At 36.9% G+C, this 23,610-nt stretch carries 27 protein-coding genes and 1 tRNA gene; 17 read left to right on the top strand and 11 right to left on the bottom strand.

Annotated features, from left to right (window positions below):
* Positions 1–91 precede the first annotated feature (91 nt).
* The 11 genes from G530_RS0103035 to G530_RS0102980 all read left to right on the top strand — a co-directional run bounded on the left by G530_RS0103035 (position 92) and on the right by G530_RS0102980 (position 7,978).
* On the top strand, positions 92–853 hold the full coding sequence (locus tag G530_RS0103035) for a transglutaminase-like domain-containing protein (RefSeq protein ID WP_026933122.1): 762 nt from the start codon (positions 92–94) through the stop codon (positions 851–853).
* 182 nt (positions 854–1,035) lie between these two features.
* Positions 1,036–1,614, top strand: coding sequence for a TetR/AcrR family transcriptional regulator (locus G530_RS0103030; protein ID WP_026933121.1), 579 nt, complete (start codon positions 1,036–1,038; stop codon positions 1,612–1,614).
* Between the two features lie 10 nt (positions 1,615–1,624).
* A complete protein-coding gene (locus tag G530_RS0103025; RefSeq protein WP_026933120.1) occupies positions 1,625–2,626 on the top strand; it encodes an NADP-dependent oxidoreductase in 1,002 nt (333 codons plus the stop codon).
* Positions 2,627–2,671: 45 nt separating this feature from the next.
* On the top strand, positions 2,672–3,445 hold the full coding sequence (locus tag G530_RS0103020; RefSeq protein WP_026933119.1) for a type 1 glutamine amidotransferase domain-containing protein: 774 nt from the start codon (positions 2,672–2,674) through the stop codon (positions 3,443–3,445).
* A gap of 108 nt (positions 3,446–3,553) precedes the next feature.
* Entirely contained in the window at positions 3,554–4,057 is a 504-nt protein-coding gene (locus G530_RS0103010) for a cupin domain-containing protein (RefSeq protein WP_026933118.1), read from the top strand.
* Positions 4,057–4,485, top strand: coding sequence for a hypothetical protein (locus tag G530_RS16495; protein WP_035715723.1), 429 nt, complete (start codon positions 4,057–4,059; stop codon positions 4,483–4,485). Before G530_RS0103010 ends, G530_RS16495 begins: the two co-directional genes overlap by 1 nt.
* Positions 4,486–4,540: 55 nt before the next feature.
* Positions 4,541–5,602, top strand: a complete 1,062-nt coding sequence (locus G530_RS0103000) for a serine hydrolase domain-containing protein (RefSeq protein WP_026933117.1) — start codon at positions 4,541–4,543, stop codon at positions 5,600–5,602.
* Between the two features lie 107 nt (positions 5,603–5,709).
* Positions 5,710–6,477, top strand: a complete 768-nt coding sequence (locus G530_RS0102995; protein ID WP_026933116.1) for a DUF6090 family protein — start codon at positions 5,710–5,712, stop codon at positions 6,475–6,477.
* 63 nt (positions 6,478–6,540) lie between these two features.
* Positions 6,541–7,017: a DinB family protein gene (locus G530_RS0102990; protein WP_026933115.1), complete on the top strand. Its 477-nt coding sequence runs from the start codon at positions 6,541–6,543 to the stop codon at positions 7,015–7,017.
* A 53-nt stretch (positions 7,018–7,070) separates the two neighbouring features.
* Positions 7,071–7,610 carry an SRPBCC family protein gene (locus G530_RS0102985; RefSeq protein WP_026933114.1) on the top strand — a complete coding sequence of 180 codons (540 nt, stop codon included), beginning with the start codon at positions 7,071–7,073 and terminating at the stop codon, positions 7,608–7,610.
* A gap of 5 nt (positions 7,611–7,615) precedes the next feature.
* Positions 7,616–7,978, top strand: coding sequence for a glyoxalase/bleomycin resistance/extradiol dioxygenase family protein (locus G530_RS0102980; RefSeq protein WP_026933113.1), 363 nt, complete (start codon positions 7,616–7,618; stop codon positions 7,976–7,978).
* A gap of 7 nt (positions 7,979–7,985) precedes the next feature.
* On the opposite strand, the gene G530_RS0102975 is transcribed toward G530_RS0102980, so the two are convergent.
* From G530_RS0102975 to G530_RS0102960, 4 genes are all read right to left on the bottom strand, one after another.
* Complete coding sequence (locus tag G530_RS0102975) at positions 7,986–8,651, bottom strand: FAD-binding oxidoreductase (RefSeq protein ID WP_026933112.1); 666 nt, start codon at positions 8,649–8,651, stop codon at positions 7,986–7,988.
* An 88-nt stretch (positions 8,652–8,739) separates the two neighbouring features.
* On the bottom strand, positions 8,740–9,777 hold the full coding sequence (locus G530_RS0102970; RefSeq protein ID WP_026933111.1) for an LLM class flavin-dependent oxidoreductase: 1,038 nt from the start codon (positions 9,775–9,777) through the stop codon (positions 8,740–8,742).
* A gap of 122 nt (positions 9,778–9,899) precedes the next feature.
* Positions 9,900–12,521, bottom strand: a complete 2,622-nt coding sequence (locus G530_RS16490) for a PAS domain S-box protein (protein WP_026933110.1) — start codon at positions 12,519–12,521, stop codon at positions 9,900–9,902.
* A 163-nt stretch (positions 12,522–12,684) separates the two neighbouring features.
* Positions 12,685–12,766 (bottom strand) — tRNA-Leu (locus G530_RS0102960).
* A 173-nt stretch (positions 12,767–12,939) separates the two neighbouring features.
* On the opposite strand from G530_RS0102960, the gene G530_RS17435 reads away from it, so the two are divergent.
* Positions 12,940–13,182 carry a hypothetical protein gene (locus G530_RS17435; RefSeq protein WP_156888586.1) on the top strand — a complete coding sequence of 81 codons (243 nt, stop codon included), beginning with the start codon at positions 12,940–12,942 and terminating at the stop codon, positions 13,180–13,182.
* Positions 13,183–13,372: 190 nt separating this feature from the next.
* Here the strand turns inward: G530_RS17435 and G530_RS0102950 are convergent, their stop codons facing one another.
* The 4 genes from G530_RS0102950 to G530_RS0102935 form a co-directional block, all read right to left on the bottom strand.
* Positions 13,373–14,908, bottom strand: a complete 1,536-nt coding sequence (locus G530_RS0102950; RefSeq protein WP_026933108.1) for a hypothetical protein — start codon at positions 14,906–14,908, stop codon at positions 13,373–13,375.
* 189 nt (positions 14,909–15,097) lie between these two features.
* Positions 15,098–15,715 (bottom strand): response regulator, encoded by a 618-nt coding sequence (locus G530_RS0102945; RefSeq protein WP_026933107.1) that lies wholly within the window; start codon positions 15,713–15,715, stop codon positions 15,098–15,100.
* On the bottom strand, positions 15,712–17,481 hold the full coding sequence (locus G530_RS0102940) for a tetratricopeptide repeat-containing sensor histidine kinase (protein ID WP_156888585.1): 1,770 nt from the start codon (positions 17,479–17,481) through the stop codon (positions 15,712–15,714). The genes G530_RS0102945 and G530_RS0102940 overlap by 4 nt, the downstream gene beginning before the upstream one ends.
* A gap of 1 nt (position 17,482) precedes the next feature.
* Positions 17,483–17,860, bottom strand: coding sequence for a hypothetical protein (locus G530_RS0102935; RefSeq protein ID WP_026933105.1), 378 nt, complete (start codon positions 17,858–17,860; stop codon positions 17,483–17,485).
* 242 nt (positions 17,861–18,102) lie between these two features.
* Between G530_RS0102935 and G530_RS0102930 the strand changes: the two genes are divergently transcribed.
* The 4 genes from G530_RS0102930 to G530_RS17735 all read left to right on the top strand — a co-directional run bounded on the left by G530_RS0102930 (position 18,103) and on the right by G530_RS17735 (position 21,119).
* Positions 18,103–18,690, top strand: a complete 588-nt coding sequence (locus G530_RS0102930) for a HupE/UreJ family protein (RefSeq protein WP_026933104.1) — start codon at positions 18,103–18,105, stop codon at positions 18,688–18,690.
* A 90-nt stretch (positions 18,691–18,780) separates the two neighbouring features.
* A complete protein-coding gene (locus G530_RS0102925) occupies positions 18,781–19,212 on the top strand; it encodes a deoxycytidylate deaminase (RefSeq protein ID WP_026933103.1) in 432 nt (143 codons plus the stop codon).
* Complete coding sequence (locus G530_RS0102920) at positions 19,209–20,801, top strand: S41 family peptidase (RefSeq protein WP_026933102.1); 1,593 nt, start codon at positions 19,209–19,211, stop codon at positions 20,799–20,801. Before G530_RS0102925 ends, G530_RS0102920 begins: the two co-directional genes overlap by 4 nt.
* Before the next feature lie 99 nt (positions 20,802–20,900).
* Positions 20,901–21,119, top strand: a complete 219-nt coding sequence (locus G530_RS17735) for a hypothetical protein (RefSeq protein ID WP_240472122.1) — start codon at positions 20,901–20,903, stop codon at positions 21,117–21,119.
* Here G530_RS17735 and G530_RS0102910 read toward each other — a convergent pair.
* The 3 genes from G530_RS0102910 to G530_RS0102900 are packed head-to-tail and all read right to left on the bottom strand — an operon-like array spanning position 21,111 to position 22,496.
* Positions 21,111–21,731 carry an FAD-dependent oxidoreductase gene (locus G530_RS0102910; protein WP_026933100.1) on the bottom strand — a complete coding sequence of 207 codons (621 nt, stop codon included), beginning with the start codon at positions 21,729–21,731 and terminating at the stop codon, positions 21,111–21,113. The two genes, G530_RS17735 and G530_RS0102910, sit on opposite strands and share 9 nt — an antisense overlap.
* Positions 21,724–21,918, bottom strand: coding sequence for a hypothetical protein (locus tag G530_RS0102905; RefSeq protein ID WP_026933099.1), 195 nt, complete (start codon positions 21,916–21,918; stop codon positions 21,724–21,726). Before G530_RS0102905 ends, G530_RS0102910 begins: the two co-directional genes overlap by 8 nt.
* Positions 21,918–22,496: a MarC family protein gene (locus G530_RS0102900; protein WP_026933098.1), complete on the bottom strand. Its 579-nt coding sequence runs from the start codon at positions 22,494–22,496 to the stop codon at positions 21,918–21,920. Before G530_RS0102900 ends, G530_RS0102905 begins: the two co-directional genes overlap by 1 nt.
* A gap of 134 nt (positions 22,497–22,630) precedes the next feature.
* Here G530_RS0102900 and G530_RS0102895 point away from each other — a divergent pair, with 134 nt between their 5' ends.
* A complete protein-coding gene (locus G530_RS0102895; protein WP_026933097.1) occupies positions 22,631–23,218 on the top strand; it encodes a DUF3109 family protein in 588 nt (195 codons plus the stop codon).
* Positions 23,219–23,610: the final 392 nt, after the last annotated feature.

Raw genomic sequence — 23,610 nt, 5'->3', positions numbered from 1 at the left:
CCGGACTTTGATCCTATTAAGTTATATCTGGAAGCCTTGTGTAAGAGCGAAGCTATACCAGACGGCAAAATTATACCTCAACATATAATTAATGTGTATTCGTTTTACAAAGGAAAAACAACTAGACCTACAAATTCAATATTCCAGCAGATCTAATGAGGTTCTTTTAAAAAAATTAAGAAACTCATATGAGCTGGATAAACTTATTGATGAAGAAAAATCAGATTATAAAAATATAATCAATGTCCAGTCCTGGGTTTATTCCAGGTGGGATCACGACAGTGAAAATATTGCGAAGAAGAATGATGTTTTCTATATTCTGGAACAGGCGGCTAAAGGTAAAAGATTTAGATGTGCAGAGTACAGTACGGTAAGCAAGGCATGTCTCCAGGCTCTGGGTTTTACCGTTCGAGAACTTTGGTTAAGATCACGGGATGAAGAATTGGTTAAAAGAAACTCCTGTCATGTAATGAATGAAATATATCTGAAAGACCTGAAGAAATGGTTTTTCATGGATCCTTGTTTTGATATCATGATCAAGAAGAACGGAATTCCTCTTAATGCCGTTGAGCTTCTGCAATCCCTTTTAAATGGTGAAGAATTAGAAGTGATAAACCCTTCGAACGAGATCACCTGTGAAGAATATCTCGAAAAAATAGGACCCTTTTTATTTTATTTTTCTACCAGCCTTAATAAGGAAAAACCTGGTATTCTGGATTTAATTAACGGCTCCAGAGATGAACTTATTCTAGTACCTGTACAAGAAGAAACCTCTGCATTTTTTAAGAAGAACATTAATAAAAGGAATAGTATCACTACAAATTCTATCGCAGATTTTTATCCTGAAATCTAAATTTAAAGCTAAACCACACCCAGGTAAACTCTAGCTATACCTATCCAGAATAAAGCATCAAATAGGTTTTGTATAGAATATTATGAAGGCTTTAAGTTCTTAGGTTAAACCTATCACAAACCACTTTTCAAATTAATGAATGAACGTTCATTTTTATAGTTTTGCGCCAGCAAAGTATAGAAATGAATATTACCTCAAAATCTGAACATAAGCGAAAGGCATTAATAGATGCTACCATAGAATTGGTGAATAACAATGGTTTTCATGCTACACCAATGTCCAAGATCGCCAAAATGGCTGGCGTATCTGCAGGTACTATATATCTTTATTTCGAGAATAAGCAGGACCTGGTTAACCAGGTTTATATCGAAGTAAAATCTGCCTTTACCAATTTTGCATTTAAGAATTATAATGAGAAAATGCCAGTTGAAGAAGGTTTTAAGATCATTTGGAAAAATATCGCAAAATTTAAATTACAGGAGTTCGAAGAAGCATATTTTCTTTCTCAGTGTGATAACACCCCTATAATTGACGAACCAGGGAGGCAGGAAGGCTTAAGACATTTGCAGCCACTTCTGGATCTATGGGAAAGAGGTATAAATGAAGGAACTATAAAAGAGGTTTCCCCCTATTCGCTATATGCATTCAGTATTTATCCTGTAGCCTTCCTTATGAACATGCAGCAAAGAGGAGTCTATAAATTAACTCCAGAACATATTGAAGAAGCTTATGAAATGGCGTGGAACAGTATCAAAAAATAAAAAATCGAATATGAAAGAGACTAAAAAAATTCTATTAGACAGTAGACCTGAAGGAACACCAGATTCCTCGAATTTTAAATTTGAAACTGAATCTGTACCCGAAATTAAAGACGGAGAATTATTTCTAAAGACAGAATATGTTTCTGTAGATCCATACTTAAGAGGTAGAATGAGTGATGCTAAATCATACATTCCTCCTTTTGAGGTTAATAAACCCATCACATCTGTAATGATCGCTGAAGTACTGGAATCTAATCGTGATAAATTTTCTAAAGGAGATCATGTAACCGGAATGATGGCCTGGAAAGAATTACAGGTTTCTGACGGAAAAGGATTCAGGAAAGTTGATCCGGAAAAAGCGCCATTATCGGCCTACCTGGGGATTCTGGGAATGACTGGCTTAACGGCATACCTGGGACTTACAGAAATTGGTAAACCTAAAGAAGGTGAAACTATGGTTGTCTCTGGAGCAGCCGGAGCCGTTGGTAGCACAGTGGGACAAATAGGAAAGATACTTGGTTTAAGAGTTGTTGGTATCGCCGGAACCGATGAGAAGGTAGAAATGATAAAAAGTGAATTCGGTTTTGACGCGGGGATCAATTATAACACTACCGAAAATATGACCGAGGCTATTAAAAAAGCCTGTCCTGATGGTGTAGATGTATATTTTGATAATGTTGGAGGTGAAATTTCAGACGCTGTATTATTCAATATCAATAAATTCTCAAGAACGGTAGTTTGCGGAGCTATTTCAGTTTATAACGAAACTTCCTTACCAAAAAGCGTAAGTGTTCAGCCTTTCCTTATTAAGAACAGTTCATTGATGCAGGGTTTTGTTATTTCAGATTTTGAAGACAAACATCCTGAAGGCGTTCAGCAACTCGCAAAATGGCTACAGGAAGGTAAATTGAAATACACCGAAACCATAAGAGAAGGTTTTGACCATATTCCGCAGGCATTTTTAGACCTTTTTGAAGGTAAGAATAAAGGAAAGATGGTAGTAAAAGTATAATTAATAATACCGGGCAAATTTGATGGGCCCATTTTAATTTAAAAAATGAAATATTTAATAATTCTGGCTATAGGCTTAAGTACAATTACGGCTTCCAGCCAGGAAAACAAGGAAATTAAAAATTCTAAAAACGAAAAAGACATGAAAGTACTATTTGTATTGACTTCCCACGACGAACTGGGAAACACAGGAGAAAAAACAGGATTTTGGGTAGAAGAATTTGCAAGTCCATATTATACTTTATTGGATAAAGGCGCAAAAGTAACAGTCGCGACTCCAAAAGGTGGGAAAGCACCAATAGACCCAAATAGTGATACTGAAGATAACCAGACTGAAGACACGAAGCGTTTTCACAAAGATGAAGCTGCACAAAAAGTGATCAATAATACGGTAAAGCTGGACGAAATCGATTCTAATGATTTTGATGCAGTCTTCTATCCAGGTGGTCACGGCCCGCTATGGGATCTTGCCAATGATGAAACTTCTATAAAACTGATAGAAAATTTTAATCAACAGGAAAAACCTATCGCTTTTGTATGCCATGCTCCTGCTGCTCTTAAAGACGTGAAGGGGACAGATGGAGAACCCCTGGTAAAAGGTAAAAAAGTTACTGGTTTTACCAATACCGAAGAAGAAGCTGTCGAGTTGACTGAAGTAGTTCCATTTTTAGTTGAGGATATGCTGAAGAAAAACGGAGGCGTTTATTCTAAAGGAGATGACTGGGCAGAATATGTACTGGTAGACGGGAACCTTATTACTGGGCAGAATCCGGCTTCATCTGGATTGGTAGCTGAAAAGCTTTACGATAAACTGAAATAGGTTTAAAATCTTGAAATTGAAAGAGCCTGCAAAAATTTGCGGGCTTTTTTATGGAAAATATCCTTCAAAAATATCTAATTTCGAAGCCTGTTTAATGAACGATCCTGAATGAATAAACTGAATAAAATAATTGAAAAATTAGGCCTTGAACCTCATCCTGAAGGCGGTTATTTTAGAGAAACATACCGTAGTATAGGAGAGATAAATGAAGAGAGCCTTGGAAAAGAATTCAGCTCTTCCAGAAATTTTAGTACCTGTATCTATTTTCTGCTAACCTCAGATAGTTTTTCAGCATTTCATAGGATCAAGCAGGATGAGATCTGGCATTTTTACGATGGCTCTCCTATAAAACTGCATACGATTTCAGAAAGAGGCAAGCACAGGGAATATGTAATAGGCAAAAATATTTTGAATGGTGAGCAACCACAATTGGTAGTGAACGCCGGCGATTGGTTTGCCGCCGAAGTTATTAATAAAGATGAATTTTCACTAGTTGGCTGTACGGTTGCCCCTGGATTTAGTTTTGAAGATTTTGAACTTCCTAGCAGAGAAGAACTTATCTCAATTTTTCCCGAGCATGAAAATTTGATCACAGAATTCACCCGCAAGTAATGGATAACAATATCGAAAATAACTCCACTGTAGAAACCGGTTCTAAAAACCAGGTTGTAGAAAATCTGCCAAAACTTTACTCTAAGCGTTTAATACTGGTATTTTCCGGGCTATTTTCAGTCTTATTCGGAACCGTAATTCTGCTTAGTAATCTAAAGAAAAGGGGAGAGAAAAAGGGAATGATCCAGGTTGGGATATTTGCATTGATCTATGTGACCGGAATGGTGATTACGATACAGACCATGAATGCGAATACAAATCTCGCCTTACCCATGAATATTGCTGGAGCACTTATTCTGAATGAATACTTCTGGAACAGATATATTGGCAAAGAAACCGAATATGAAAAGAAAAGCTGGATCAAACCTGCCATTATTTCTATGTGTATTAGCGTTCCGGCGTTTTTAGCCCTGGTTTATTTAACTTGATCTACGCGTTTGCAACAATCAGTATAATAAAGCGTATTTATTATAAACAATATTAATGCATAGAATATTACCGCTTTTAACTGGAATCTTTTTTCTTATAAATCTTAATAGTAAGGCCCAGAATCAATTCCCTCTCGATTTTAATAAAAATGACCAGGCATTCTCATCAGCAAAACTGGATACATTAACCAATTTTCTTGAGAGATCAGGATCTTCTTCTCTTATTATTCTGCATAAAGGTCAGGTAGCATATGAGTGGGGAGAAACCCAGAAAAAACATACGATCCACTCTATTAGAAAAGCCCTTTTAAATTCTCTGTACGGCATATATGTTAATAATGGAACTATTGATACCACATTAACCCTGGCAGAGTTAGAAATAGATGATATTGAGCCTTCGCTTACAAAATCTGAAAAATCTGCTACTATCGCCGATCTTCTAAGATCAAGATCTGGCGTTTATCATAATGCCGCTGCAGTATCAGCAGGGATGTTAGAAAATATGCCTCAAAGGGGAGCGCATCAACCTAATGAAGCCTACTATTATAACAATTGGGACTTTAATACATTAGGCCATATTCTGGAAAAGTTAACCGGTGAAAGTGTATATGACCTCTTTTATAACGACATCGCAAAGCCACTCGGCATGGATTTTAAAAACAACTACATCAAGGCAATAGATCCTGCAGAAGATTGGGAAATACCAGAAGTAGATGGTTTTTATCAATATGAGACCAGTAAATCCAGATTTCCGGCCTTTCACTTCAGGTTATCTGCCAGAGACCTCGCATTATTTGGTCAGCTGTATCTAAACGATGGCAATTGGGCAGGAAAGCAGATCATTCCGGAAGAATGGATCGAGGTTTCCACTAAGCCATTTTCAATAACAGATAAAAATTACGGCATTGGCTACGGAATGCTTTGGAGTGTACTGATCCCGAATGAAAACCGAAAAACCAAATCATACTTTCATACAGGGGTGGGGGTACATATGCTGGCTGTCTATCCCAGCTCTGACATGGTTTTGGTGCATCGGGTGGATACCGAAAAAGAATATAGTTTCCATAAAGGTCATTTTTACAAAATGATCTCTCTGGTTTGGGATTCAAAGCTATAGTTCCATATTGAACGATTTACTCCACTTTCAAATACCAGAGGCGATTCAGATAATTTTTAATAATTTAGTTTCGGTCACACGGGAATTCACCAAATCCCGAAACTAATATGTTAAGATTCTTCCGGAAGATCAGGCAGCGATTGGTTACTGAAAATAAATTCAGCAAATATCTTTTATATGCCCTTGGTGAAATAGCCCTGGTAGTTATTGGCATTCTTATCGCTCTGGCAATTAATAACTGGAATGAGAACCGCATTCTGGAAAACAAGCAACGATATTACCTGGAAGGGCTTAAAAATGAATTTGAACAGAATAAGATAAGGCTGCAAAACCTAATCGAGGTGAACAGGTTGAGTTATCAGAATTCAAAGCGAATTGTTGCGGTTATAGACAAATCTAAAGATATAGAAGAAAGGGAATTGTCTGAAATACTTTATAATTCCTTTTCTTATGGGATTGCATACAGCCCGAATAACTCCCTGTTAAATGAATTAATTAACTCCGGTAGTCTGGAAGGCATTTCAAATCCCGAGTTAAGAAAACATCTCACGGGATGGGAATCTTTTGTTCAAAGTGTTCATATTCAGGAAATATCTCTGGGTGATCAACGTGAAGAAATACTTGAACTTTTTAAAACCAATGAGGCGAGTATTCGAACTATTTTAGACCACCTAAAAGTTACTACCGGGGAAATGGGGCTTGCTCCTGCAAAAGAAATGCATAGCAATCTCGATATTATAGCATCCAGAGAATTCGAGAATAATCTACTTATCTTTATACTTACCGGAATCGCTACAGAAAATGCGCACTACAAACCCCTACTGCATGAAATTGAAACTATTCTGAAGCTGATCGAAAATGAATTGAAGAATTGATATTCTATGCACATTCCCCACATTTAGTCCTATGAATTTAAAAACTTATGTAATTTGGTTCTAATGGATACATTGGAGAAACAAATTCTGGAAACCTGGTACATCAACCATAGAACCAATCTAAAGTTGCTGAATTCTATCACTGAAGACTCCCTGGAATTCACAACTTCAAAAAGAGGTGGTGGTACCGTTGGTCATCAACTTGCTCATATGTATAATGTGAGATTCTGGAAACTGGAAAGATTCGATAAAAACCTAATTGTAGATCTGGCTACCGTAAAAGCTACAGATATAAAAAGCATTCCCATGCTTATAGATTGCCATGAAATTACCGCAAACCTTATCGCGACAATTTTAAAGAAAGGAATAGAAAATGACGGACAGGTAAAAGGTTTTAAACGAGGATTAGTGCCATTGCTAGGATACTTTATTCATCATGAAGCTCACCACAGGGGCAACATATTATTAACCCTTAAATTATGTGGTTTCAAACTGCCAACAGATTTAAAATACGGTCTCTGGGAATGGAATAAGATATAGATCAAATTTTTACTAATTTTAGATGAGGGGTAACATCAATCAAACCTTATACTATGAATATATTAAAGAAAATTCTAATCGTCCTGGTGGTGATCATCGCCATCCCGTTAATCCTGGCCCTATTCATTCCAAAGAGCTATGAAGTTGAAAGAGATATAATTATAGACCAGCCAAAACAGGAAGTTTTCAACTATGTGAAATACCTGAAAAACCAGGATAATTACAGCAAATGGGCTAGCATGGATCCAGACATGGAGAAAACTTATAGTGGCACAGATGGTACTGTTGGTTTTGTTTCAGCCTGGAATAGTGAGAATGAAGAAGTGGGAAAAGGAAAACAGGAGATCGTTAAGCTTGAAGATGGAGAAAGGATAGATTTTGAACTACGCTTTTATGAACCCTTTGAATCTACCGAACCTGCATTTATGACTACAGAGGCTGTTGCTAATGATAAAACAAAAGTGACCTGGGGATTTTCTGGTCACATGGATTATCCTATGAACCTTATGTTACTATTCATGGATTTTGAGGAAATTATTGGAGATGATCTTGAAACTGGCCTGAAAAATTTGAAATCTGAACTCGAGAAATAAATATTGTGAAATCTGGATTTATAGAAATATCACCCGTTCTTCCTAGTCTTGATATTGATAGGGATGTGGCCTGGTATCTTAAATATGTGGGTTTTGAATTATTGCATAAAGATGATATGTACGCAGTATTAAGAAGGGAAAATCTATGTATCCACCTCCAGTGGCATGCAGATACTAAAGATGATCCCCATCTTGGCGGATCTGTGATCAAGATATTCGTAAAAGATATTGAACCTCTATTTTCAGAATTCGTTGATAGAGGAACTGTTTCTAAAGATAAATTGAGAATCCAAACCCCCTGGAATACCAGTGAGTTCGGATTTTATGATCTAAATAAAAATGCGGTATTTATTGTTCAGGATCTTTGATCTGGAATCACTGATCATCTAATTGAACAGAATCAGTATCTGCTCCAAGTTTTTTGAGAATATCATTCACCTCTTCGGTCATTTCTGGAGGACCACATACATAAAACCTCTGGCTTAGATCGGTTATATGATCCTTTAAAAACTCTTCATTTATATAGCCCCTGGTATGATCAGTATCGTCCTGACCTGTAATAACGTAAGTGGTATTATTAAGCAATTTATCCAGTTCAGCCTTCAGGATAATATCTTTATCTGTTTTGTTAGAATAAATAAGTTTCAAGCCTTCAGTTTTATTCTTCTGGTGGAGATCACGAAGCATAGCGATATAAGGAGTAATTCCGGCACCACCTGCAATTATATAACCAGCACCTTTATATTCTATAGCTCCCCAGGTATCCCTGATGATCATTTCGTCACCAGGTTTTAATTTATCAAGCTGTTCTGTAACCCCATCATGATCTGGATAAATTTTGATGGTAAATTCCAGGTAATCGTCTTCATTTAAACTTGTAAAGGTAAAAGGTCGTTTTTCATCCTTCCAGCCTTCTTTATTGATAGAGACCTCTGTAGCATGACCGGGAGTGAATTTATACCCTTCAGGTTTATCTAATTTGAATTGTTTAACATCGTGAGTTACCTGGTCTATAGATCTTATCTTTACTTTCTCTTCCATAATTTTTCTTTTGAAGTTAATTTATTCCCTTCAGAAATTGAATTATATAGAGCGTAACAGACTAATATTTAACCGTTTTTATAATAATTTAAGGAAGTTTAATATTTGCTTCAACCGGATGATTGATCTCTTCCATTATTTCTGAAAATATCCTGAAAGATCTAAGTCTGTCCTCCTGATGATAAATATGAGATGCTACAATAACTTCATCCACACCGGTTTGCTTTAGAAAATCTTCAGTTTTTTCTTTAACCGTTTGCTTATCGCCTACAAATGAATATTTCAACATACGTTCAAAAGCAGGGTTTTCTCGCAACTCTTTCAATTCAGGACTCATTTCCTGAGGTTTTTGAAGGTAATCAAGGTTACCCGTCATCACGCCCAGCATCATTTTTAAAGAACTGGTAGAGATCTTTTCAGCTTCATCAAAATCATCTGCGGCAACCACATTGATCCCTGCAATACTATATGGCTTATCCAAATACGCTGATGGCTGGAATTCCTTGTAATATATTTCCATCGCCTGGAATAACTGGGAGGGCGCAAAATGACTGGCGAATACATATGGCAATCCTTTTTCTGCCGCTACATGAGCACTATCTGTACTTGAACCCAAAACATACATAGGGATTTTTACCCCTTCCGCTACTGTTGCCCTTACCTTGGTATTCTTGTTTTCATTTTTAAAATATCGCTGAATCTCATCGATTTCATGAGGAAATTTAAAAACAGAATTCATTCTGTCACTCCTAATAGCATGAGCCGTAACCTGGTCTGTACCCGGTGCTCTACCCAGTCCCATATCTATTCTTCCCGGGTATAAGGATCCCAGGGTTCCAAACTGTTCTGCAACAATCAAACGAGAGTGATTTGGCAGCATGATCCCTCCAGAACCAATCCTGATGGCGGAAGTTTTTGAAGCAATATGGCTCATTAATACGGTCGTTGCAGAACTGGCAATACTCACCATATTGTGATGTTCTGCCAGCCAGAACCTTTTATAACCCAGCGATTCAGCTAAATTTGCCAGCTCTACACTATTTTCAAAAACTTCTGTATGTGGAATATCCTGTCCTACAACTGCAAGCTCCAGAACCGAATAATTTATATTTTTATAATTAGGCATATCTCTAAATTTAAAAAGCCGGCATTGCTGCAGGCTCTTCATTGGTCTAATTTTTAAAAAATCCTTACGCTTTTATAGCAAAGGATCTATTCTCTAAATAGGAAATGAACTCGCGGTAATATTTAATCATTCTGATCCTCTAAAGCTACATCCAGGGTGAATGTGAATTTAGAACCCTCACCTTTGGTACTTTCTACCGCGATCTTACCATTATGCCTTTTCATGATCTCATTCGCCAGATACAGTCCAATTCCAAAGCCAGAATATGTATCCTCGTTCTTGAAGTCTATTCTATAAAATCTTTTAAATATTTTCTTCAGATTTTGTTTATCGATCCCTATTCCTGAATCTTTTACGCTAACGGCAACCTTATTTTTACCGCTTTTACTAACTACAACTTCAATATCCTGATTTACCGGAGAATATTTTATGGCATTCGTCACCAAATTGATCAAAACCTGGCCAATTCTATCCCTGTCTGCCAAAATATCACAGTGAAATTCTTCAGTGATCTCAATATTGTACTCAGTATTGGTATAATTAATATCCTGGATAGTTTCTGCAACAAGATCATTAATACTGAATTTCTCCTTTTGTAAAACCAGCTTATTCTTTTCGATGCGCGAAAGATCAAGCATCTCTGAAATTAGTCTTGTTAATCTAACCACCTGCTGATCTATTCTTTCCAGTGATTTTTCGAAAGGAATAGAAGAAAGAGGCATATCGTCTTTCTTTTTGAGTAAACTTAAAAGCAACTGAACATAACCTTTTATTGAAGTTACAGGAGTTTTTAATTCATGACTTACGAGTTTAAGGAAATCTTCTTTACGCTTTTCTTCCTCTTTGATCTTCTGAATTTCGGTAGCAGTACAGATCCAGATCTGTATCTTCCCATTATCATCAAAGATTGCTTCAGCTCTATTCAGGTGCCATTTATACTTACCTTTTTTATTCAGGTACCTTACTTCCATTTCAAAGTCGTTGCCTGTTTGCAACGAATAGCGCCAGGTTTTTTCAAACTCATCCTTTTCTGCAGGATGAATAAAATTGTTAATTCCCTTTTGCTCAAATTCCAGTTTGGAAAGCCCCGTATAATCTAACCAACCCTGGTTAAAATAGATCACTTTACCATTGGCATCTACATTTGATACCTTCTCTGGCATAAGATCTGCCATCTGGCGGAACTTGGATTCACTGTCTCTTAGCATTTCCTTTGACCTCACCATTTCAGATACATCGATGGCCATATTCAGAATTCCGTAGACTTCACCTTTTTCATCCCTGAGCGCTTTGTAGGTAAAATTAAAATAACCTGAACGCAGTTTGTTATCAATTACAAGGTCTACCGGATCTTCTTTTCCCCAATAAGTTTTTCCGGTTGTATAAACTTCCTGAAGAAGGTCATGAAACGGCTGGCCTTCAAGCTCTGGTAATGCTTCATGCAGTGTGGTTCCAATCACAGACCTGTCCTTACCCCAAAGATTGATCATGGCAGCATTGGCCATTTCAATTTTCATCTCTTTACCGGTATAAAGTGCAGTTGCCACATTCGCCTCTTCAATAATAGATCTAATTCTATGTTCCTTATCTTTTAATAATTGCTCCTTGACCTTCTCTTCATTAACATCTACCACCGTGCCTATCATACCTTCATACTGCCCTTCCGAATTATATTTAGGGCTACCTGAATCCAGCACCCACCTGTATTCACCTTGCTTATTCTTTAATCTAAAACTATCATGAAAATCCTTTCTTTCTAAATTAGCATTCATGAAATTTTGTTCCACTTTTGGACGATCATCCGGATGAATAGCGTCTAACCAACCAAAATCCTTTGAACTCTCAACGGTTTGGCCTGTAAATATGTACCAATTCTTATTCAGGTATTGATTTTGACCGTCGGGACCAGTAATCCAGATTATTGCAGGCACTGTATCTATAAGATATCTCAATTCGTTTTCACTCTCCTCAAGTTTTCTTTTAACCTCTACCTTTTCGGTAATATCTACTGCATGAACAAAGATCCCGTTAACTTTTCCAGATCTCTCCAAAATAGGCTGGTAAACAAAGTCCAGGAAAGCGTTCTTAAGCTCCTTTTCTCCTGCATCAATCTTAACCGGAATTTCATTTCCAATGAAGGCCTTACCAGTATTATAAACTTCATCCAGCATCTCGTAAAAGCCCTGTCCCTCTATCTCAGGAAGCGCTTCTTTTACAGTTTTCCCCAATATATCTCTATGGCCTACAATCTGAAAATAGTTCTCATTCGCTCTTTCAAAAACGTGCTCTGGCCCTCGAAGAATGCAGATCATGGCCGGAGCCTGTGAGAATATTTCATCAAAATCTAAATGATCATCACCATCCTCGTGTAAAGAAAATGAAACCAGAATATAGCCTGACCCCTTTAATTTTCTTGTATTAAGCTTAAAACTTTTAAAACCGTATACCGGGTGAATTACAGAAAAGACCGAATCCTCAACGGGCTTTTGAAGTGGTAATGCATTTTCCAGAATTGCTCTGAGATCTTTGAAAATTCCCTCTTCAACTTCAAATTCTGAGATAAAAGCTTCTTTATTCGTAACGTGGAATACGTCAAATAATTTAGAATTACCATCTATGAAATTTAGCTTCGTGTCCAACACTAATAGAGGTTCACGTACGGTTTCTAATATAGATTCAAGGAAATCTCTGGATACATCCCTGGAATTCTCAATATTTTCTGATTTATCAGAATTATTTACCATGCCATCGTTTACTGAAAAGTTTAACTGAAGATTTATTGGGCTAAATATAATCTAATTATTAGCTAATTGTGAAATGTAAAATTTGGCTTATACCTATAATTAAGGTTAAAGGAAACCTCTAATAATAAAAACCCCGTCAATATATAATTAACAGGGTTTAAAGTACTCGAGGCGGGAATCGAACCCGCACTCCCGAAAGAACTGGATTTTGAATCCAGCGCGTCTACCAATTCCGCCACTCGAGCTTGTGGACGGCAAAAATATAAAAATTTTAGATTGTAAGAATGAATACTGCTTATTTTATTTGGTGAATAAGAAGCAGATTGTAACATCCCGAAAAATAAATTTAAAATTCTTTATCAAATTGATTTTTGTATTCATTTTTAGAATACATTCGCCGGCTTTTAATTTAATAAATATGAAAAAAATGATTCTTAGCGCTCTTGCGCTAGTACTTGCTATCACAGTAACTTCTTGTAAAAACGAGAATGCTGAGGATAACACTGAAGCTGTTGAAGAAACTGCTGAAATTTCTGAATCTAACCTGGAACTAAATACTGAAAAAGTAGAAGATTCAGTAAAAATTGAGACGGAAGTAGTGGTAGATTCTCTAAAGACTTCAGAAGTTGAAGTAGATGCAGAGGCAACTGATATGCAGTAGATAACAAAAAATGATTGTTGAAGCCCCATTTCTGGGGCTTATTTATTTTATAGGGAAAACTAAAATGTTTTCGGCCTTAATACAATGTTTGACGAGTTCTCACTATTTTAATACAAAAAGGTATTTTGGTAAAATACCAGGTTAAAAAAAGCGGCCCTGTGGACCGCTTTTAAGGCTAGCAAAATAATGGTTACTCTTCAGTAGACAATAAATTACCGTCTGCATCATAATATTCGGTTTTCAGGACCACTTCATTTTCATCTCTATATTCAATCTTGTAAGAACCATCATCTTCATTAATAGTTGTCCAGATAGAGGTGCCATCTTCTGCCCATTCCACAATTTCATATAGAAATCCCTGATAATAAGTTTCTGCTCTTTTTGGATCTCCGTTTGGATAGAATTCTACGTAATCGCTTACATAATCACCTGCTGAAATCACCTGTCTCTCCATTCTCTCGTTGGAGTCATAAAAAATTTCCCAGGTTTGAATTCGGCCGTTTAAAGCGACAGATTCACTTTCTTTAAACTCCAGTATATTTCCATTGGTATACGTATAATACCAAGTATAAGTTTCAAAATTATCTGTTTTAGAATCAATGGTTTCACTAGCTATTTCTCCAAACTCTGTAAATGTATATTCAACTTTTCGCTGTATAGTCGATTCATCATTTCCACTTTCCGAAGAATACCTGGTGTTCACCCTGGTATTTCCATTTTCTAACTTATCATAAACCTGTCTATACCAGAAATCATCATTTTCACTATAAAAAAGAGCCTCTGAGATACTTTTTTCTTCGTCCAGAATAAACTTTAGATTTTGATTAAATGATCCATCAGCATTGGTTCTGTAAAAACCAGCTACAGTATTATCTTCATTATAATTAACTTCTACATTCACCGTATTTCCAGCCTCACCAAAATTATAATATGTTTGATCATATTCTGCTGGCAGTCCATTTTCCATAATCTCGGTATATGTAATCTCATACAATTTCCTTTCCGGATATTTTTCATACATCGTTGATGAAACTAAATCTCCATCAGAATCAGTTTCATGGATCCAGTATACGCTTGTGGTGGGATATGGTTTCCAGCTTTCTAAAGTGGGAATGAATTTTTTGAATACATCCACTCCAGCTTCATAAGTTTCCCCGGTGGTCTCTGCCAGGTGAACCGTAGCTTCTTCCGGATAGATCACTTTAAGTTCAGATCCTGTCTCCCGGTTTACCTCTGCCACGATCTCTCCAAGGATTCTTTCTATAGGCTGGGTAAAATCTATGGCATCGATGGTAATTGCAGATGAAGTTTCAGCACTAATGCTTATTCCATTTGAAGGATCGTTATCTGAATCTAAAGTTTGTAGAAATGCGGCTATATTTTTTACTTCCGGAGAATCTATGCTTGCATTTTCAGTAGAAGCAATAGAAATTGGAGTCATCTCTTCACTTGCGGGACCACTACCAATGGCTATATCCCCAACATAAAAGGTTACTGTTTCTCCTTCCAGGTATTCAAATTCCCCATCGGCATCGGTGATTCCACTTTTGGTTTCAGTTTCATATTTTAAGCCTCCAACTTCAGAGTCTCTAAATACACCTGTTTGGGTTTCTGCCACAGGATCTGTTCCGGGTCCGTCATCATTTGTATCGACGGGGTCATCTTCAGAACAACTAAATAATACAAGAGATAAAAAAAACAGCATTAAGTTTTTCCAGGTTTTCATTTGATTAAATTTTAAAACACTCTTATAAGAGTATTTGAACAGTTAACAATTAGGTTTAGCATGGAACATCCTTTTAAATCACATTTATAAAAAGTGATCTCACAGGAATAATTCAGCATGTTTAAAACTAAAATTTATTGAAACTGAAATAAATACCCATTAAAGGGTAATTTTAAAGTGAAGACTTATTTAAAAATCATATTTGCGCTCCAGGGCATACCTTAGGAGTTCTCCCGCTCCCTGAAGTTTTAACTTGCGAATCATATTTTTGCGATGTGTTTCTACCGTAGTTTTACCAATAAATAAAGTATCGGCAATTTCCTGATTCGTCTTTCCCTGCCCCACGAGTTTGAGAATTTCCTGCTGGCGTTTGGTTAACACAGGTTTCGTTACGGCAGTATTATTTCTATCATCTGTATTGATATTAGGGTCATAATAAGGTTCTCCCCCATGCACTTTCCTTATCGCGAACAACAATTCCTTTAAACTGGCATTTTTAAGAATATAACCATGGGCACCTGCATTCAGCATTTGTTTTACCGCATTATCCTGATCGAACATGGTAAAGGCGATTATTTTAATTTCCGGATGGTCTTTTTTTAGCAGCTTTGTAGCCTCTATCCCATCCATTACTGGCATTCGTATGTCTGTGATAACAAAATTGGGTCTTTTATGATTCACCAGTTCTATCAATTCTTTCCCGTTCCCTGCGAAACCAAGAAATTCAATATCTTCTTCATATTCGAAGAAGATCTTAATTCCATCGATCAAGGCAGTATGATCCTCGGCAATAACTAATCTAATCATGATATAGGCATGTTTATTACTACAGAAGTACCTTTCCCGGGAATACTTTCCACATCTACGGTACCACCGCGGTGCTCCACTCTTTTCTGAATAGAATAGATTCCCATTCCTTCTTTTGGCTTTAATTCTTCCTCCACAAATCCTTTTCCGTTATCCTCTACAAGAATATTAATAGCATCTCCATAATGCGTGAGGTGGATCGTCGCTTCTGAAGCCTCTGCATGTTTGATAACATTGGTGATCAATTCCTGAATGATTCTGAAAATAAGGATCTCCAGGGAGTTCTCCAGGCGCTCATCCATGCCGCTGTCCTCCACCTCAATTATCAGTTTATTGGATGCTGAAACCTTACTGGCAAAGTTCTTTACCGCAGGCAGCAATCCTTCCTGTGCGGGAACCCCGGCATTCTTCGTATGCGCAATATTTCGCACTTGCTGGTAGGCCTCATCTAAAAGCTCATCGGTTTGTTGCATGATCCTGTCCTCTTCTTCCTTCAGCCTGTCTTTCCTTATCTTCATATTCTGAAAATGAAGCTTTAAAGTAGCCAGTAAACTACCCAGATTATCATGAAGATCGTTCGCAATTCGTTGCCTTTCCTTTTCCTGACCTTCGATCATGGCGTCTATCCCTGCCAACTCCTGTTGTTTTAAAACTTTATCCAGCTTTTGCTTCTGAACTTCATAATCCTTTTCTGCGATCTTCTTTTTAGAGCGCATATTTTTATAGGCTAAAAATCCAATTACAAGCACCAGTAAAAGAACAGCCAGAGCAGCCATCAACCATATCCTGTTTTGCTTCAGTCTCAGATTCTCATTCTCCTTTTTCTCGACCTCATACTTGGTTTGTATATCCAGCATCGCCTTATTCTGTTCACTTTGCTGAATACTGTCACTATAGATATTCCTTAACTTCAGATACTTATAGGCATTAGAAAAATCTCCTTTCAATTCATATGCGGTGGCCATGTGATCATAAAGCAAGCGCTTATTTTCCTTTTCGTATTCTTTGGGCGCAATCGCTTCTGCTTTCTTATAGTAAAAGATGGCAGAATCAAATTCTTTTTGCTGCTTATATACTGAAGCCTTGTTATTATAGATATAGGAGATATAATCTGTAAGATCACGCTTCTTATATTCTGTCAATGCAATCTCATAATGATGCATGGCCGAATCTTTTTCTTTGGTCATCTCACCATAGGCTACTCCCAGATTATGATGGATTTTGGCATTCATAAGCGAATCCCCGGTTTTCTTATTTTCCCGGATCGCATTCCTATAATACTGAATAGTTTTTTCCACATCAGTATTAATAAAAATACTTCCCAGTTGCATATAAGCTTTGGCTAGTAAAGCCGGATCGTCCTGTTGCCGGGCATAATTTAAATACTCGTCCATATACGGCTGAGGATCCAGATCCTTATTCTTACTGGATGTAAGTATGGGGATGATTTGGAGATTGATGCTAGCAACTTTATCCAGACTATCTAAAGCCCGGAATTTTTTCCTTGCGATCAAAAAATGTTCAAAACCACTATCTGCGTTATTCTCTAAATTTTCAAGTTTAGCAAAGAGGTAGTAATATTCGGCATTCTGGGCCAGGTTAAGTTTTGCCGAGTCGATCTGCTTTAAAACCTGGCTAGCTTCTTTAGTCTCCCGAATACCTAAAAGACTGTCTACCGCTTCCAGTTTCTGGTTTTGAGCATAGGAACAAGCAGCAAGTAAGAAACCTGCTGCTATAATAATTCTATGTATTAGTTTGGGTTGCAAATTAACCTCCAGTTCCAACTAAAATTCCACCACCAGCGGTCTCAGGCACAAAACCTTCTTCAGTTTTAGCCTTAACTGCAGACAGGATATATTCAATCCCCATAACTTTAGGAATTCCGGTTACATTACTCAGATCAACAGTAATATTTTGCGTTTCTTCTTTAATAGAAGAGGACCAATTCTCGTTTACAGTAGATCCGGCTATTCCTTTGAAATATATTTCTATTTTTTCTTTCTCTGTAAATTCTGCGTTTAAGAATTCGAACTTTTCGGGAAAGTGAATTTTGAACTTTACTTCAGATAATTTTCCTCCATTGGTTTTAAAATGAAGTTTTTTGCTATCTACTCCAAATTGAACTCTTTCGTATTCCTTATCCATTTAATTAAAATTTTTGGTTGGTTAATGTTTTTTAAAATAAGCTCTAATTTCGAAAAAATTATCTAATTATAACTTTCAAGTACTGACGTACAGTAAAATGCAGTTTAAAAAATATATTCCCCATATTAATTCAGCTGATAAAACTAAAATATTTAACCTCCAGATGAAATACCCATTCGAGGGGTTTTTGTGATTGTATTAATATGTTGTAATTTCGGGTCTTTCCTATTTAAAAGTTATTTATGTCGCAATTTTGGCTCTACTTCAGGCTTGGACTAGATCACGTACTCGACTGGCAGGCATATGATCATGTTTTATTTTTAATTGTGCTTGTAGCCTCTTACGGCTTTAGCACCTGGAAACGAGTTTTATGGTTGGTCACACTTTTTACATTGGGACACACCCTTGCCTTATTCCTTTCAGTATATGAAATCGTTAGAGTAGATTCAGATTATGTGGAATTCTTAATTCCCGTAACCATTCTCGCAACGGCGATTTTTGATATTGCCACTGCTGGAAAAAAGGTGAGAAATACAAATTACAACGTATTATATTTTACCACAATTTTCTTCGGACTTATTCACGGTCTGGGCTTTTCATCCTACTTTAAAATGATCGCCGCAGGAGCTGAAAGCAAATTTCTACCGCTCATAGAATTCGCTTTGGGAATAGAAGCTGCACAGGTTATTGTAGTTTTAGCGGTTATGATCATAGGTTTCCTATTTCAGAATGTCCTAAACGTTTCAAAACGGGACTGGATCCTGGTTACCGCATCTATCGTTATTGGGATTATACTACCAATTCTGCATAAAAGTTTTCTGGCCCTCTAGATATTGGAATTTTCAGCAGTGATTTTACCAATAATCTTTTAATTTGCAGTCTATTATTAATTATAGACCTATTAGTCTTTTTCAATTTCCATGAATAAGAAAAAACAACAAAAATTCGACAAGGCTTATTTGAGAATTGCCAATGAATGGAGTAAATTATCCCATTGTAATAGAAAACAGGTTGGCGCGTTAATTGTTAAAGATAGAATGATCATATCTGATGGATATAACGGAACGCCATCTGGATTTGAAAATTTTTGTGAGGATGATGAAGGTTATACCAAATGGTATGTATTGCATGCTGAAGCCAATGCGATCTTAAAGGTTGCTGGTTCTACACAATCATGTAAGGACGCCACGCTATATATAACCATGTCGCCCTGTAAGGAATGTAGTAAGTTGATACACCAATCTGGTATTAGCAGGCTGGTTTATCATATTGATTATAAGGATAACTCCGGACTGGAATTTCTTGAAAAAGCTGGAGTTGAACTTCAGCAAATATCTGAACTCGAAGATTGAAAGGAAAAAATAAAATATACACTCCGCTATTATTAAGCATTGCTTGTGCCATAGGCCTTATTCTTGGCGCGAGGCTAAATTTTGACCCTTCAGACGAGCTATTTACAGCTAATCCCAAGAAGCAAAAACTAAACCGCCTCATAGATTATATCGACTATGAATATGTAGACGATGTGAATACAGATAGTATCGTGGATGTTACGGTAAACAAGATCCTGGAAAACCTTGACCCGCACTCGGTTTATATCCCCAAAGATGAATATGCAAGAGTGACCGAGAACATGAAAGGTGATTTTGTGGGAATTGGAGTTAGTTTTTATAATATCCAGGACACCATAGTTGTAATAAATGCCATGGAAGGCGGCCCCAGTGAAAAGTTGGGCATCCGGGGTGGTGATCGCATACTTTATGCAAATGGCAAAAAGCTGTTTAATCTGGATATAAGTGAAGATTCCGTTACCACACAGCTAAAAGGCAAAGAGAATACAAGGGTTACAATCAAAGTTTTACGTAAAGGAATTGAAGACCTGCTTACATTTAAAATTAAGAGAGGAAAAGTACCTTTAAAGAGTGTTAACGCATCTTATATGCTTACAGAGAAGCTCGGATATATTAAAATTGACCGGTTTTCTGAAACGACCTATAACGAATTTAGTGAAGCCATTAAGGAATTAAAAGGGAAAGGGGCCAAAGAAATAGCCCTGGACCTAAGGGATAATCCAGGTGGATACCTTTCTGAAGCCATAAATATAGCAGACGAATTTATAAAGGATGATAAGTTGATCCTTTTCACCAAGAATAAAAGCGGAGCTATTGAAGAAACCTATGCCCAAAGAAAAGGCAGCTTCGAAAATGGTAAAGTATATGTGCTTATCAACGAAAATTCTGCTTCAGCAAGTGAGGTGGTCGCCGGGGCCTTACAGGACAATGATGTGGGGACCATTATTGGTCGGCGTTCTTACGGCAAAGGCCTGGTTCAGCGTGAAATGGAACTTGGGGATGGGAGTGCTGTAAGGTTAACCATTGCCCGGTATTACACGCCCACGGGTAGATCCATTCAGAAACCATATAATAACGGAAATGAATCCTATTTCAATGATTACATGCGACGTTATAAAAACGGTGAATTGAACAATGAAGACAGTATCGAGGTAAATGATTCTTTAAAATATAAAACCCCCGGAGGCAAGATCGTTTTCGGTGGAGGAGGGATCATCCCAGACATATTCGTTGCCAAGGATACAGATTCAGAAAAAGAGAAACTTAATTTCCTCCTAAGAAGCGGTTACTTACGCCGTTTTGTTTTTTCTATCCTTGAAGAGAACAGGGAGTATTACAACTCTATAACTAAGGAAAAATTTAGAAAAGAGATCAAGATCACCGATAAAATGATCACAGATTTTGACAGATATTTACGACAATTAAATATCGGGATGAAATCTACCAGTGATTCTCATAAACCTCTTCTTAGAAAGTATTTAAAAGCCGAAATCGCCCAACAATTATTTGGGACGAATGTATTTGAACGGTATTTAAATGAAGATGACCGAATAATCGAGAAAGTGATCGAGTTGTCCAGGGAAAAATAATATTTTGGCATTTCGATGCAAAAATTTCTTGTCTATCTATCAGAAATCTGGCCCCTAGCGCCTCTTTTCCTGTTTATAATAGCAGTAATATTTAGATTGATGGATAATAGCGCTTATCTATTCCTGAAGAAAGAAATTTTGATCAATTCATCGAATGTCTCCAGAAGCGTTCTAAAGAATCAGATAAAGGCTGCAGAAGATCCGGAATTCACAATACAGCTAAAAAAAGCCCTGTTATATAGAAATCTACAGCAAAGCTTTATGATATCTGCAATAGTTAGCCTACCCGTAACGATCATTTTTTACTTCCTAAGGTAATTTATCATGCACCTTAGTGTGCGCTCCATCATTCCATTCAGTAAGTATATCTGTAGCCACAGCTGCACCGCTACCAGTTGCAATACTATATTGGCTACGCCAGCCAGCAAGAGTTCCGGCAACATATAATCCTGGTTTCACCAGGTGATCTTCATTCTTTAATTGCAGCCTGTTCTTCGAGATTTTGGCCTTTTTATGTGGTATTAGATAATCTTCCAGTCCGCTTATCCTAAATGGACTCGTATAACCAATAGCAACCACGATCGATTTAGAAATATACTCGTTCCTATTGGTAATTATCTTGAATCTATCTTCAACCTCCCTAATCTCCTTAACCTTTTCTCCGGGAATTTGTTCCATTTCAGGATATAGATTCTTGAGATGATTAGCTCCCTCTTTTAGAAGATCGCTTCCCTTTGTTCCGGGAGGAATTCCGAAGACATTATTTAATAATGCTGAATTTAAATGCGAGGCCTTTTGATGCAGGATGATCCCGGCTTTTTTATCTTTAGCGAATGGCTTTTCTAAAGCAGACCCTATTACCAGGGCACAGGAAAGACCTGCTGCCCCACCTCCTATGATCAACACATCGAATTCCGGAGAATTATGCATGCTTCCTTGAGATCGTTCTTGACACAAGAAGTATGACCATTAATACAATTACACAAAGGCTTGCTGCAATTACTATTAAGGCATTTGCGCTATCCCCTTCCATTAAATTCTGAAAATCCAGCTTACCGGCGCTAATCCCAATAAATACTACTGCTAAGAAAATAATGGTATAAATAAAATACTTCATTAAAATAAGTTCTGAATATTTGCGGCGAAAAGTTTAACTGCAATAGCTAGTAGAATTACTCCAAAAACTTTTCTAATTACATTGATTCCCTGTGATCCAAGGATCTTCTCGATCTTAGAAGAAGACTTTAGAACCAGGTATACAAATATAATATTGATAATAATAGCAACAATGATATTTACCGTTTCATATTCAGCCTGCAGAGAAACCAGGGAGGTCATTGTACCGGCTCCAGCGATCAATGGAAATGCCAAAGGAACTACAGAAGCTGTCTCTGGCGCATCATCTTTATAAAGGCTAATTCCTAAAATCATTTCTAAAGCAAGGAAGAATAGTATAAATGAACCGGCGACGGCAAATGAATTAACATCTATCCCAATAAGATTCAGAATCTCTTTCCCCAGGAATAGAAATACGATCATGATAATCCCCGCAACAAATGAGGCCTTTTCGCTCTGAATGTGTCCTACTTTCTTTCTTAGATCGATAATAATTGGAATATTTCCAATAATATCGATAACCGCAAAAAGCACCATCCCCGCTGTAAATATCTGCTTGACATCTAATACTTTAAACATAACTTCCTTCTTTCAAAATTGGCGGCAAAAGTACTTCAAGTTATCTGATTAACAATCGGGTGGACAGGTTAAATTTATGTAAAGTTTTTTAGCCAATTTCTTCGACATAAACCATAGAAAATTATCTTTGCGCCATGTTTCAATTAGGTAAGACTTTAGTATCAGAAGAGATCATCAAGAATGATTTTGTGTGTAATCTTTCAGCCTGTAAAGGTGCCTGCTGTATAGATGGTGAAGCAGGAGCTCCTGTTGAGCCCGAGGAAAGAGCAATTATGGAAGAGATCTACCCTAAAGTAAAGCCATATTTACGTAAAGAAGGAATAAAAGCAATTGAAGAACAGGGTGTTTATATTACCCGTGAGAATGGCGAAATTGAAACACCGCTTATCAATGGAGCAGATTGCGCCTATGTGACTTTTGATGATAGGGGAACTGCTTTATGTGGAATTGAAGAAGCTTATAACCAGGGTGATATCAACTGGAAGAAACCAGTGTCCTGCCATTTATACCCGGTTAGAGTTGATGAATATTCAGCATTTTCAGCAGTTAATTATCATCGCTGGGAAATTTGTGATGATGCATGCAGTCTGGGAGCCGAATTACAGGTGCCTATTTATAAGTTTGTGAAGGATGCTTTAATAAGAAAGTTTGGAGAAGACTGGTATGAAGAACTGGAGGTTATTGCTGAAACTGTTCAGAAAAAAACCAAATCAACGAACTAATTTTCAGTAGCTTACCTTAATTTTCATTCAATATTTTCACTATATTTAGGTTTATTCTGAAAATAAAAAGAATATTCATTCTTTTTATCCCCCCGAAATTTTTAATTACATGATAATTAAGGCGGTAAATTCGTCGTATTTATCAAATCAATGATATTAACAGAGTTAAATATCTATCTATACCCAACAAATTATTATAGGTGGACCAACCAAAAAATTAATTCTGTTTTCTAGAAAACCGGTAATTTTTACCGGTTTTCATTCGTTAAAACCTCATATTTCAAGGCCTTTTTCAGAGTTCTTTCATACTTATACACTTGATTTATAACCTCAAACAATCTTTTTGGTTATAAAATTATTAACAAATTATAACAATTTGTTTTACAGGTGTT

This window comes from Christiangramia echinicola DSM 19838, assembly GCF_000423065.1.
GTDB lineage: Bacteria > Bacteroidota > Bacteroidia > Flavobacteriales > Flavobacteriaceae > Christiangramia > Christiangramia echinicola.
The sequence above is the reverse complement of the archived record's forward strand: the minus strand, read 5'-3'. Positions and strand labels throughout refer to the sequence as shown.

What these genes read in the sequence shown, in the direction of transcription:
- G530_RS0103030 (WP_026933121.1), top strand. Translation starts at nt 1,036, where the DNA reads ATGAATATTACCTCAAAATCTGAACATAAGCGAAAGGCATTAATAGAT.
- G530_RS0103025 (WP_026933120.1), top strand. Translation starts at nt 1,625, where the DNA reads ATGAAAGAGACTAAAAAAATTCTATTAGACAGTAGACCTGAAGGAACA.
- G530_RS0102990 (WP_026933115.1), top strand. Translation starts at nt 6,541, where the DNA reads ATGGATACATTGGAGAAACAAATTCTGGAAACCTGGTACATCAACCAT.
- G530_RS17435 (WP_156888586.1), top strand. Translation starts at nt 12,940, where the DNA reads ATGAAAAAAATGATTCTTAGCGCTCTTGCGCTAGTACTTGCTATCACA.
- G530_RS16495 (WP_035715723.1), top strand. Translation starts at nt 4,057, where the DNA reads ATGGATAACAATATCGAAAATAACTCCACTGTAGAAACCGGTTCTAAA.
- G530_RS0103020 (WP_026933119.1), top strand. Translation starts at nt 2,672, where the DNA reads ATGAAATATTTAATAATTCTGGCTATAGGCTTAAGTACAATTACGGCT.
- G530_RS0102910 (WP_026933100.1), bottom strand. Translation starts at nt 21,731, where the DNA reads ATGCATAATTCTCCGGAATTCGATGTGTTGATCATAGGAGGTGGGGCA.
- G530_RS0102945 (WP_026933107.1), bottom strand. Translation starts at nt 15,715, where the DNA reads ATGATTAGATTAGTTATTGCCGAGGATCATACTGCCTTGATCGATGGA.
- G530_RS0102895 (WP_026933097.1), top strand. Translation starts at nt 22,631, where the DNA reads ATGTTTCAATTAGGTAAGACTTTAGTATCAGAAGAGATCATCAAGAAT.
- G530_RS0103010 (WP_026933118.1), top strand. Translation starts at nt 3,554, where the DNA reads ATGAATAAACTGAATAAAATAATTGAAAAATTAGGCCTTGAACCTCAT.
- G530_RS0102925 (WP_026933103.1), top strand. Translation starts at nt 18,781, where the DNA reads ATGAATAAGAAAAAACAACAAAAATTCGACAAGGCTTATTTGAGAATT.
- G530_RS0102995 (WP_026933116.1), top strand. Translation starts at nt 5,710, where the DNA reads ATGTTAAGATTCTTCCGGAAGATCAGGCAGCGATTGGTTACTGAAAAT.
- G530_RS0102930 (WP_026933104.1), top strand. Translation starts at nt 18,103, where the DNA reads ATGTCGCAATTTTGGCTCTACTTCAGGCTTGGACTAGATCACGTACTC.
- G530_RS0102935 (WP_026933105.1), bottom strand. Translation starts at nt 17,860, where the DNA reads ATGGATAAGGAATACGAAAGAGTTCAATTTGGAGTAGATAGCAAAAAA.
- G530_RS0102900 (WP_026933098.1), bottom strand. Translation starts at nt 22,496, where the DNA reads ATGTTTAAAGTATTAGATGTCAAGCAGATATTTACAGCGGGGATGGTG.
- G530_RS0103035 (WP_026933122.1), top strand. Translation starts at nt 92, where the DNA reads ATGTGTATTCGTTTTACAAAGGAAAAACAACTAGACCTACAAATTCAA.
- G530_RS0102975 (WP_026933112.1), bottom strand. Translation starts at nt 8,651, where the DNA reads ATGGAAGAGAAAGTAAAGATAAGATCTATAGACCAGGTAACTCACGAT.
- G530_RS16490 (WP_026933110.1), bottom strand. Translation starts at nt 12,521, where the DNA reads ATGGTAAATAATTCTGATAAATCAGAAAATATTGAGAATTCCAGGGAT.
- G530_RS17735 (WP_240472122.1), top strand. Translation starts at nt 20,901, where the DNA reads ATGGATAATAGCGCTTATCTATTCCTGAAGAAAGAAATTTTGATCAAT.
- G530_RS0102970 (WP_026933111.1), bottom strand. Translation starts at nt 9,777, where the DNA reads ATGCCTAATTATAAAAATATAAATTATTCGGTTCTGGAGCTTGCAGTT.
- G530_RS0103000 (WP_026933117.1), top strand. Translation starts at nt 4,541, where the DNA reads ATGCATAGAATATTACCGCTTTTAACTGGAATCTTTTTTCTTATAAAT.
- G530_RS0102950 (WP_026933108.1), bottom strand. Translation starts at nt 14,908, where the DNA reads ATGAAAACCTGGAAAAACTTAATGCTGTTTTTTTTATCTCTTGTATTA.
- G530_RS0102985 (WP_026933114.1), top strand. Translation starts at nt 7,071, where the DNA reads ATGAATATATTAAAGAAAATTCTAATCGTCCTGGTGGTGATCATCGCC.
- G530_RS0102905 (WP_026933099.1), bottom strand. Translation starts at nt 21,918, where the DNA reads ATGAAGTATTTTATTTATACCATTATTTTCTTAGCAGTAGTATTTATT.